Raw genomic sequence first — 10,908 nt, forward strand, 5'->3', positions numbered from 1 at the left:
CCGAGGCTGCACGCAAACTGCGCCGCACAAACCGCTTTCAACAATCACAGCGCGCCGGATTGCCGCTACTCTACGCCGCTTCCAACGCCCATTCCACATGCTCGCGAACCACGGCGGACGGGTCGTCGGCGCGCTGCCGCAACGCGCGCACGATCGCCTCACGAGCATCGGCGCTCAAGCTTCCCGACGCAGCGCGCAGCGCGTTGCCCATTCCCACCGCGAGATTGCGCAGCCAGCTCTCATAGCCGATGCGGCGAATCGCACTGCCCTGCATACGCGTGTCGAACTCGTCCGCGCTCCAGGCAAACAACTCGACCAGCGACGCACGGTCGAGCCCATGCCGCACATCGAAATCGGCGACCGGCGCGGCCTGTGCGAACTTGTTCCATGGACACGCGAGCTGGCAATCGTCGCAGCCATACACACGATTGCCGATCAGCGGCCGCATTTCCAGGGGAATACTGCCTTTCAGTTCGATCGTGAGATACGAGATGCACAGCCGCGCATCCACCTTGTAAGGCGCGACGATCGCCCCGGTCGGACACGCACCGATGCAGCGCGTGCAACTGCCGCAATGCGAGCCCGGCGTTTCGGGCGCCACTTCGGGCAAGGTTTCAGCGTCGGTCGGCAACGGCACGTCGACATAGATTTCGCCGAGGAAAAACAGCGAGCCCGCATCGCGTTGCAGCAGCAGCGTGTGCTTGCCGCGCCAGCCGATGCCGGCCTTCTGCGCAAGTTCTACTTCCAGCACCGGCGCCGAATCGGTAAATACACGATGGCCGAACACACCGATCTCGGCTTCGATTTTCTCGGCCAAATGTTGCAAACGGTTACGCATCACCTTGTGATAGTCGCGGCCTCGCGCATAGATCGACACCACCGCCGCCGATGGGTCCGCGAGCCGCGCATGCTCGGCTGCGCGCCACTCGCGCGCGAGCGGGCCGTCCTGCGTGGTGCGTTGATCGGCGGCACCGCTCAGCGTTTCGAAAGGCAAATAGGCGATGCGCGCGGTAATCACGCGTAGCGTGCCGGCCACAAGCTCGGCCGGCCGCGCGCGTTTCATCCCGTGTTTCGCCATATAATCCATCTCGCCGTGGCACCCCGCTTCCAGCCACGCTGCAAGCGGCGCTTCGGCCGCGGAGAGATCGGTGTCGCTAATGCCGATCGCTCCGAAACCCAGTTCACGGCCCCAGGTTTTGATGTTCAGCGCGAGCGCATTCAGCGCCGCTTCATCGAAATGACGCTCGGCACGCGCGGCGTCGACAGATGCAGGCGTGCTGGAAACAGGGGACTCCGGACTTCGGTTCATCACGCCATTTTACGAGAATGCCTGCCAATTCCGATCACGCGATTCAACCGCCCGCCGCAGCGCTGCTCGAACGCTCTTTCGCGCTCGCGGACGAAGCCGCCACGCTCGCGTTCGGCGAGCGTTTCGCCCAGGCGATCGAAAGCGTGCGTGCGGCAATCGCCGCCACCGGCAACGCGTTTCACGGATTGCAGGTACAACTCGTCGGCGACCTCGGCGCGGGCAAGACCACGCTCGTGCGCGCCACCTTGCGCGGCCTCGGCCATACCGGCCGCGTGCGCAGTCCCACTTACACACTCGTCGAACCGTATGTGCTCGAGCGGCCCGCAGGGGAACTCGCGCTCTATCACTTCGATCTGTACAGATTCACCGATCCGGCCGAATGGGCCGACGCGGGCTTTCGCGAATACTTCGATAGCGGCGCGATCTGCCTCGTCGAATGGCCGCAGCGCGCGGGGCGTCTGCTCGGCGTGCCGGATCTCGTCTTCTCGCTCGACCTGGACAGCGAGGGCAACGGCCGCGTACTCGTCGCACGGGCATACAGCGAATCAGGAAAGGCATGTCTCGAAAGATGTTGATCAAACCGTTCCGCTCGATCGAATCGGCGGCCACCGCAACGCATAACTGGCGGCGCCGGCAGATTCTGCGGGCAGGCGCATCGACGCTCGTGCTCGGTCTCGTCGCGCCGCGTCTCGCGATGGCCAGCTCGGTGCTCGGCGTGCGGGTGTGGCCCGCGCGCGACTACACGCGCGTGACGATCGAATCCGATCAGCCGTTGCAGAACGCACAGCAGCTGTTGCAGGGACCGGACCGGCTGGTGGTCGACCTGAGCGGCCTCGATCTGGATCAGGCGCTGAAGGATCTGGTGTCGAAGATCACGCCGAACGATCCGCAGATTTCCTCGGTGCGGGTCGGTCAATATCAGCCGCACGTGGTGCGCATGGTGTTCGACCTGAAGGGTTCGGTGAAGCCGCAGGTGTTCACGCTGCCGCCGGTCGGCGCATACAAGTACCGGCTGGTGTTCGACCTGTATCCGGCGGTCGCGCCCGATCCGCTGATGGACCTGCTCGCGCAAACGGAGCACAAGCAGCAAACGCTGAACGAAGAAAACGGCGTGCCGCCCGCTACGCTGAGCGGCCCGGGCACGACGCCGCCGATCGCCGACAATAGCGAAGCATTCTTCGACCGCTATGCGCAGAATGGCGGCGGCAGCAGCAACACCGCGCCGCGTGCGCCGGTGCATGTCGCACCCGCGCCCAGCGCGCCCATCATCGCCGGCAAGCCGGCTGCGCCGCTCGCGCCGCCCACCGCGCTCGCGCGCAACAAAGGTGGCAACAGTAGCAATAGCACCGCGCGCAATCAGGACAGCGACGACGCAGGCGGCGACGACACCTACGCGTTCAGCACGCCCAAATCCAGCAAGAGCAACACGGTGCGTCTGCTGACCGTCGCCATCGATCCGGGCCACGGCGGCGAAGACCCAGGCGCGATCGGGGGCTCTGGCACCTACGAGAAGCACGTCGCGCTCGACATCGCGAAGAAGCTGCGCGCGAAGATCGACGCGCAGCCGAACATGCGCGCGATGATGACGCGCGACGCCGACTTCTTCGTGCCGCTGAACGTGCGCGTGCAGAAGGCGCGCCGCGTCGGCGCGGACCTGTTCGTGTCGATCCACGCGGACGCGTTCACCACGCCGGAGGCGAAAGGTTCGTCGGTGTTCGCGTTGTCGGAGCATGGCGCGTCGAGCGCGGCGGCACGCTGGATGGCGAACAAGGAAAACTCGTCGGATCAGATCGGCGGGATCAACATCAAGTCCGCCGACGCCACCGTGAACCGCACGCTGTTCGATATGTCGACTACCGCGCAGATTCGCGATTCCATGCGTTACGGCAACTTCGTGCTGAACGAAATCGGCGGGATCAACAAGCTGCATAAGGGCTCGGTCGAACAGGCGGGTTTCGCGGTGCTGAAGGCGCCGGACATTCCGTCGATCCTCGTGGAGACCGCGTTCATCAGCAACCCGGATGAGGAGCGCCGTCTGAACGACGACGCGTATCGCGACAAGATGGCCGACGCGATCATGAGCGGCATCAAACGTTACTTCGCCGCGAATCCGCCGCTGGCGAAAAACCGCATGACGTGATGCATTCGCGTGCAACGGTGAGGTGATGCAATGAAGAAGCGGCCGCTCGATGCGGCCGTTTCTTCATGATGCGCGGGTCCGCGTGAGCGGCGTTCAGCGCGCCGGTATGATCCGCTGCACGACCCAGCCGCCAAAAACGTTCACCGCGAGCCCAGCCATCACCAGCAACGCACCGGCGATCTGCACCATGGTCAACTGCTCATCGAGAAAGAGCGACGCCGACGCGAGCCCGACGATCGGCACCAGCAACGAAAACGGCGCGACCTGGCTCGCCGGATAGCGCGACAGCAGGCGACTCCACAAGCCGTAACCGATCAACGTCGCGATGAACGCGAGATACACGATCGCGAAGATCGACATCGCGCTGATGCCCGACAGCGCGGCGACAATCCGCTGCGGCCCTTCGAACAGATACGACGCTGCGAAAAACGGCAGCGGCGGGATCAAACTGCCCCACACCACCAGCCCGACAAGATCGACCTTGCCGACTTTCTTCGTGACGATATTGCCGAGCGCCCACATGCATGCGGCGCACAGCGTGAGCGCAAAGCCGGCGACGGTCATCGAGTGGCCGCCTTGCAGGCCGATCACCGCGAGGCCGCCCGCCGCGATCAGCAAACCCGCGACGTTCGGCAAGCTAAACCGCTCATGCAGAAAGAGCGCCGCGAACATCAGCGTGAAAAACGCCTGCGCCTGCAGCACCAGCGAAGCAAGCCCCGCCGGCATGCCGACATACATCGCCGAGAAGAGAAACGCGAACTGGCCGAACGAGATCGTCGCGCCGTACGCGAACAGCCAGCGCCACGGCAGGTTCGGGCGCTTGACGAAAAACACCGCCGGCACCGCGGCGAGCGTGAAGCGCAATGCGCCGAGCAGCATCGGCGGCACGCCATGCAGACCCACCTTGATCACGACGAAATTGACGCCCCACGCGACGACCACCACCAGCGCGAGCAGCAAATCCCTGGGCGACATCCCAGTCTCCAATTGATTATCCGATCCGGCAGTTTAGCGGAGCCGGCCGCGCCGCATGATCGTGCGCGGCGGACTCCCGCAGCGTCGTTGTGCAGCGAGCCGTCGATATCACACGCTGCGCAGTAGAATCGTCTATTGGCCACATTCTCCCCTCACCATTCCAGCCGAGCCGCCTATGACTTCCTCGATCAAAGCAGTCCTCAAACCGCATCTGCGCGACGTCGGCAGTCTGACCGTGCGGCGCGTGCTGCCCGCTATGGCGGCGCGCCTGATCGGCCCGTTCATCTTCTTCGATCACATGGGCCCCGCCACGCTCGAGCCCGGCGTCGGCCTCGACGTGCGGCCGCATCCGCACATCGGCCTCGCCACCGTCACCTATCTGTTCGAAGGCGCGATCATGCATCGCGACAGCCTCGGCTCGGAGCAGAAAATCGTCCCCGGCGACGTCAACTGGATGACGGCCGGGCGCGGCATCGTCCACTCCGAGCGCACGCCGGCCGAAGACCGCGCGAGCGGCCAGACCATGCACGGCATCCAGACCTGGGTCGCGCTGCCGCTCGCGGACGAAGAGATCGAACCGTCGTTCGCGCATCACGCGGCCGACACGCTGCCGGTCGTCGAGCGCAACGGCGTCACGCTACGCGTGATCGCGGGCACGGCCTTCGGCGCGGTGTCGCCGGTCACGACCTTCTCCGGCACGCTGTACGTTGCCGCCGAATTCGCGCCGGGTAGCGCCTTCGCGCTCGAACCGGAACACGAGGAACGCGGTGTCTATCTGGTTGACGGCGATCTGGAGATCGACGGCGCGCCGCTCGAAGCCGGCCAGATGGCGGTGCTCGCGCTCGACGAAACGGTCACGCTCGCCAGCACGCACGGCGCGCGCGTGATGTTGCTTGGCGGCGAAAAGTTGGACGGCGAGCGTTTTATCGAGTGGAATTTCGTCGCCAGTTCGCGCGAAAAGATCGAGGCCGCGAAACTCGCGTGGACCAATCAGGAGATGGGCAAGGTGCCGGGTGAAACCGAGTGGATTCCGCTCCCGGAACGAAAATAAGCGCAAATAGGCGCTAATGATCGCAAATGGCGCAAGGGAGCAACCGCGTGCCCGCCGCATTGAATGTGCGCGGTTCGGCCCCACCTAATGACAAACCGTTTTATCGACGAGGACGCAATGGACACCACTCTGGCCACTTTTGAACAGGACGTCATCACGGCGTCGACACTGGCCCCCGTGCTGGTCGATTTCTGGGCGCCGTGGTGCGGCCCCTGCAAGAGCCTCGGCCCGATGCTGGAAAAGCTCGAAGCCGAAGCGGCCGGCAAATGGAAGCTGGTGAAGGTGAACGTGGACGAGAATCAGGAACTGGCCGCGCACTTCCAGGTGCGCAGCATTCCGCACGTCGTGGCGTTCGCCGACGGCCAGCCGGTCGATCAGTTCATCGGCGTGTTGCCTGAGGGGCAGTTGCGCGAGTTCATCGAGCGGCTCGTGCCGGAAGGCGCTGACGCCGCGCGGCTCGACGCGCAGAGCGCGTTGGCCGAAGGCCGCCGCGACGACGCGTACGAAGCGCTGCAGGCCGCGCTCGCTTACGACCCGGGCTTCGACGAAGCGCGCATGGACCGCATCGAACTGCTGCTCGAAGACCACCGCATCGAGGAAGCGCGCAATGAAGTCGACCTGCTGTCGCCGAAAACGACGCAAGGCATCGATGCGCGCTTCAACGCTATCAAGACGCGCCTGGACGCGGTGGATGCCGCCGCGGACCTGCCGCCCACGGATGCGCTCGAAGCCAAAGTCGCCGCCGCGCCGGACGATCTCGAAGCGCGCTTCGATCTGGCCAGCGCGTTGATTGCACGCCGCAAATATGCGCAAGCGCTCGAACATCTGCTGGCGATCGTGCAGCGCGACCGCTCGTTCCGTGATGACATCGGCCGCAAGACAATGTTGTCGGTGTTCGATCTGGCCGCGCATCAGCCGGAGCTGGTATCACAGTGGCGGCGCAAGCTGAGCGCGTCGTTGTTCTGATCCAAAGTAGATTCAGGCGCGGTTGCGGCCAATACGGCCGCCGCGCCTGAATGTGCGGCAGTGTGCAAATCTTTGCCTGGCTGCGCCGCGCAATCTTCACGCTCAGCCGTAGAAGCGCCGCGCGTTTTCGGCGGCGCTCAGCGCTTTAACCCACCGCCTGTTTCGCCAACGCCCGCAACACATGCGCGGCCGCGGCAAAGCCAAAGCTCGCGGTCACACACACGCTCGAACCAAATCCCGCGCAGTTCAAACCGACCGGTCCCGTGTAACCCGGCGACGTGTTCACGTGCTCGGCTTCGTCGTCGATATCGCAAACGGCGGCTTCCGGGTAGATCAGCGGCTCGTCCGAGTACACCGCGCTCACCTTGAACTTCGCCTTCGGCCCGCGCGGGAAACCATGCTGCTTGCGCAACTGGCCGCGCACTTTCGACAGCAGCGGGTCCTGGATCGTCAACGCGAGATCGTCGATGCGAATGCGCGTCGGGTCGAGCTGTCCGCCCGCGCCGCCCACCGTGATCAACGGCTGGTTGCGCTCGACGCACCAGGCGATCAGCGCGGTCTTGGTGCGCACGCTGTCGATCGCGTCGATCACGTAATCGAAACCGCCGCCTAGTGTCGCCGCGAAGTTGTCCGGCTCGACGAAGTCTTCGATCAGCCGCACGTCGCAGTACGGATTGATCGCCGCGATGCGCTCGGCCATCGCTTCGACTTTCGGTTTCCCGTAGTTGCCGTCGAGCGCATGGATCTGCCGGTTAGTGTTGCTCTCGGCAACGTTGTCGAGATCGATCAGCGTCAGTGTGCCGAGCGCGCTGCGCGCGAGCGCCTCGGCCACCCACGACCCCACCCCGCCGATGCCGATCACCGCGACGTGCGCGCCTTCGAACGCGGCGAGCGCCGGTGCGCCGTACAGGCGCGCGATGCCGCCGAAGCGCCGCGCGCGGTCGGCGGTTTCACTCCCGTCGATGCTGGTAGTAAGATCAGATTGCGCGGTAGTGCTGGACATGGTGGCAGGGCTCGTTGAATACAGGCAAGACAGAAAGTGGCGCCGCCCAGCTCGGACGGGTGCGGGCGGTTCAGACATACTCAACCCGTATTTTGCCTGAACGCGTCGCGGCTCATGCCGCTGCATCACGGAACACGTACGGTGCGCGGCCTTGCGCTGGTCGCGCGCAAAAAACTGGCTCCTTAGCTATACTTGCCTGACTGTAGCGTTCGCATAAGAACATGACTTCACTCGCCGAACTTCGCAAAAACTATTCGCTGGGTTCTTTGGACGTTGCCGATGTCGACCGCGATCCGATTCGCCAATTCGACACGTGGTTTCATCAGGCTGTCGACGCCAAATTGCCCGAACCGAATACGATGACGCTGGCCACCGTCGATGCGCGCGGCCGGCCGTCTGCGCGCATCGTGCTGATCAAGGGCGTCGACGAGCGCGGCTTTGTGTTCTTCACCAACTACGAGAGCCGCAAGGGCCGCGAACTGGCCGCCAATCCTTATGCGAGCCTGTTGTTCTACTGGATCGAACTGGAACGCCAGGTGCGCGTGGAAGGCCGCATCGTCAAAACCAGCGCGGCGGAAAGCGATACGTATTTCGCGTCGCGTCCGCTCGGTTCGCGCATCGGCGCGTGGGCATCGAATCAGAGTCAGCTGATTGAAAGCCGTTCGCAGCTCGAAACGCGCGAACGCGAAATCAGCCTGCAATACGGCGACCAACCGCCGCGACCGCCGCATTGGGGCGGTTATCGTTTGGTGCCCGAAGCAATCGAATTCTGGCAGGGCCGGCCGTCGCGACTGCACGACCGTCTGCTCTACACTCGCGCAAGCGAAACTGGCGACTGGCACATCTCCCGCCTATCGCCTTGAATCGGAATTTAACGCCGGCAGCGCGCCGCCAACGCAGCAGCGCGCGCCGGCCAGATCACGTCTCGCGGCATGGGAGTTGGGCCGCGCCGAGCCACGATCGACACAAGCTTTGCTTTAATTCAACGGACACGGAGAGATCACATGTTCTGGGAGAAGAAGCTGGCGCAATGGGTAGAAGATGTCAAAGCCAGGGCTAACCTGCCGGCACGCCTCGTGCTGTGGGATGGCCAGCAACATGACTTCGGGCAGTTCGCCGCGCCGCAGGTCACGCTGCATGTGAAAAGCGCCACGGCGCTGCCCTACCTGCTCGAACCGAGCCTCGACAATCTCGGCGAGGCCTACGTGAAGGGCAAGATCGACATCGAAGGCAAGCTGTCGGACATCATCAATGTCAGCTATCAGCTGGCGCGCAACACCGTGACCAGCGCGAGCAAGCTGGCGCGCGTGCGACGCTACTTCCATCACTCGAAGGCGTCGGACAGGAAGGCGATCCAGTATCACTACGACGTCTCGAACGAGTTCTACAAGCTGTGGCTCGACGAGAACATGGTGTACTCGTGCGCGTACTTCGAGAACGGCAACGAAGATCTCGCCACCGCGCAAATCAAGAAGATCGACCACATCCTCACCAAAATCCAGTTGCAGCCGGGGCAGCGTCTGCTCGACATCGGCTGCGGATGGGGCGCGCTCGTGCTGCGCGCGGCGCAGAAATTCGGTGCGAAATGCGTCGGCGTGACGCTCTCGCAAAACCAGTTCGATCTCGCCACTTCACGTGTGAAAGCGGCGGGTCTGGAAGGCCAAATCGAGATTCGCCTGCAGGATTATCGCGACGTCGCAGGGCAGTTCGATCGCATCACCAGCGTCGGCATGTTCGAGCACGTCGGACGCAAGAATCTGCCGGGCTACTTCCAGAAGATCCGCGAGTTGCTGGCCGACGACGGCGTCGCGATGAATCACGGCATCACGTCGAGCGACTCGGACAGCGGCGAGACCGCGCTCGGCGGCGGCGAATTCATCGACCGCTACGTGTTCCCCGACGGCGAATTGCCGCACATCAGCCTCGCGCTCGAAGCGATGCAGCGCGGCGGGCTCGAAGCGGTTGACGTCGAAAGCCTGCGCCGTCACTATGCGCACACGCTGAATCTGTGGGCGGAAAATTTCGAAGCGCATGCGGACGAAGCCCGCAAGCTGGTCGACGACGAAAAATTCCGCATCTGGCGCGTGTACCTCGCCGGCTGCGCGTATGCGTTCGAAACCGACGACGTGTCGATCTACCAGGTGGTGTGCCGCAAAGCCGGCCGAAGCGCGAAAACCTTGCCGTGGTCGCGCCGCTACATGTACGAAAAGCCGCTGTAAGAGGGTTGCGTCGCGGCGCCGTGCATGAGCGGGCGGGCGCGGCGCAATCTCGAACAGCAGGCTGGACATTGATGGACCAGAGCAGGACAAGCGAAGTTGAGCAGTCGGCAAGCGGCACGAACGACGGAAATGACGACGGTGGCGAAGCCGTGCAGTTCGATCTGTTCGGGATGCCGGTGGAGCAGGCGCCTTCACCGGCGAACGCGTCGGCGCAGGCGGATGCTCATGGCGAAAAATCGCGGCGCGCGTCGTCTGCGGATGCTTCTCGGTCTGCTGCAGAAGCGCCTGCCGCAACCGCACCAACTGGAGCCGCGCCGCTACCCGAGCGCAGGCGTCGGTCGCGCATCGAGTCCCATGAGACCAGCGCCGCCGCCTCGCTCTGGCTGGACGAAGAGACGCCCGACAGCGCCGCGCCGGAGTCTGCTCCGAGCGCCGCCGCCGTTCCCGCAGATAAGCCGAAAAAGCGCCGCGCCCGCGAAATCCTCGCCGCCCCGCCGTCGCCCGCACTGCTCGCGCTTGCGGCCGAACTGCCGCCGCAAATCCACCTCGGCACGTCGACCTGGTCTTTTCCGGGCTGGAACGGCATCGTCTACGGCGACGAATACAGCAACAGCAAACTCTCGCGCGACGGCCTCACGGCCTACGGCGCGCATCCGCTGCTCAAGACGGTCAGCATCGACCGGTCGTTCTATCAGGCGCTGCCAGTCACCGATTACCTGCGCTACGCGCAGCAGGTCCCCGAGCATTTCCGCTTTATCGTCAAGGCGCCGATGACTGTCACCGACGCCACCGTGCGCGCCGGACACGGCGAACCGGTATCGCTGAACCCGTGTTTCCTGAACGCGCAAATGGCGATCGACGAATTCGTCACACCTTGTGTCGAAGGGCTCGGCGCGAAAGCCGGCGCGCTGGTGTTCCAGCTTTCGCCGCTGCCAGATCAGATGCTCGCGCAACCGGCGGCGTTCATCGAACGCCTGGCCGAATTCCTGATGGCATTGCCGAAGCTGCCGCACGGTACCTGCTACGCAATCGAAATACGCGATGCGAGTCTGCTCACGCCGCGCTTCATCCGTACGTTGAAAGCGGCGGGCGTGCGCTATTGCGTGGGGATTCACGCGCGGATGCCGGACCCGCTGCGCCAGGCCGCCGCGCTGGCGTTGCTGGACGGCGAGCCGGCCGGACCGCTGATCGTGCGCTGGAGCCTGCATGGCGGCTTCAAATACGAACAGGCGAAGGCCAAGTACG

At 64.3% G+C, this 10,908-nt stretch carries 10 protein-coding genes; 7 read left to right on the top strand and 3 right to left on the bottom strand.

Annotated features, from left to right (window positions below; all coding sequences use genetic code 11):
• Positions 1 to 70 precede the first annotated feature (70 nt).
• The gene (queG, locus tag P0D89_RS22835) at positions 71 to 1,309 is read right to left on the bottom strand and encodes a tRNA epoxyqueuosine(34) reductase QueG (RefSeq protein ID WP_408360857.1); all 1,239 of its coding nucleotides are present in this window, start codon (positions 1,307 to 1,309) and stop codon (positions 71 to 73) included.
• 17 nt (positions 1,310 to 1,326) lie between these two features.
• Here queG and tsaE point away from each other — a divergent pair, with 17 nt between their 5' ends.
• Entirely contained in the window at positions 1,327 to 1,884 is a 558-nt protein-coding gene (gene tsaE, locus P0D89_RS22840; protein ID WP_408360855.1) for a tRNA (adenosine(37)-N6)-threonylcarbamoyltransferase complex ATPase subunit type 1 TsaE, read from the top strand.
• Positions 1,866 to 3,449 (top strand): N-acetylmuramoyl-L-alanine amidase, encoded by a 1,584-nt coding sequence (locus P0D89_RS22845; protein ID WP_408360853.1) that lies wholly within the window; start codon positions 1,866 to 1,868, stop codon positions 3,447 to 3,449. Before tsaE ends, P0D89_RS22845 begins: the two co-directional genes overlap by 19 nt.
• A gap of 93 nt (positions 3,450 to 3,542) precedes the next feature.
• Here the strand turns inward: P0D89_RS22845 and P0D89_RS22850 are convergent, their stop codons facing one another.
• Positions 3,543 to 4,424, bottom strand: a complete 882-nt coding sequence (locus P0D89_RS22850) for an EamA family transporter (protein WP_408360851.1) — start codon at positions 4,422 to 4,424, stop codon at positions 3,543 to 3,545.
• Positions 4,425 to 4,599: 175 nt separating this feature from the next.
• Here P0D89_RS22850 and P0D89_RS22855 point away from each other — a divergent pair, with 175 nt between their 5' ends.
• Together P0D89_RS22855 and trxA are read left to right on the top strand one after the other, a co-directional pair.
• Positions 4,600 to 5,475 (top strand): pirin family protein, encoded by an 876-nt coding sequence (locus P0D89_RS22855; RefSeq protein ID WP_408360849.1) that lies wholly within the window; start codon positions 4,600 to 4,602, stop codon positions 5,473 to 5,475.
• 117 nt (positions 5,476 to 5,592) lie between these two features.
• Positions 5,593 to 6,441: a thioredoxin gene (gene trxA, locus P0D89_RS22860; RefSeq protein ID WP_408360847.1), complete on the top strand. Its 849-nt coding sequence runs from the start codon at positions 5,593 to 5,595 to the stop codon at positions 6,439 to 6,441.
• 145 nt (positions 6,442 to 6,586) lie between these two features.
• Here trxA and tcdA read toward each other — a convergent pair whose 3' ends face one another.
• Positions 6,587 to 7,444, bottom strand: a complete 858-nt coding sequence (gene tcdA / locus P0D89_RS22865; RefSeq protein WP_408360845.1) for a tRNA cyclic N6-threonylcarbamoyladenosine(37) synthase TcdA — start codon at positions 7,442 to 7,444, stop codon at positions 6,587 to 6,589.
• Between the two features lie 221 nt (positions 7,445 to 7,665).
• Between tcdA and pdxH the strand changes: the two genes are divergently transcribed.
• The 3 genes from pdxH to P0D89_RS22880 form a co-directional block, all read left to right on the top strand.
• Positions 7,666 to 8,307 carry a pyridoxamine 5'-phosphate oxidase gene (pdxH, locus tag P0D89_RS22870; RefSeq protein ID WP_408360843.1) on the top strand — a complete coding sequence of 214 codons (642 nt, stop codon included), beginning with the start codon at positions 7,666 to 7,668 and terminating at the stop codon, positions 8,305 to 8,307.
• A 141-nt stretch (positions 8,308 to 8,448) separates the two neighbouring features.
• On the top strand, positions 8,449 to 9,663 hold the full coding sequence (locus tag P0D89_RS22875) for a class I SAM-dependent methyltransferase (protein WP_408377213.1): 1,215 nt from the start codon (positions 8,449 to 8,451) through the stop codon (positions 9,661 to 9,663).
• A 71-nt stretch (positions 9,664 to 9,734) separates the two neighbouring features.
• Positions 9,735 to 10,908, top strand: a 1,174-nt coding sequence (locus P0D89_RS22880; RefSeq protein ID WP_408360839.1) for a DUF72 domain-containing protein, incomplete at its 3' end; no start/stop codon positions are given.

The sequence above is a fragment of the Paraburkholderia sp. RL18-085-BIA-A genome (genome assembly GCF_046027075.1).
GTDB lineage: Bacteria > Pseudomonadota > Gammaproteobacteria > Burkholderiales > Burkholderiaceae > Paraburkholderia.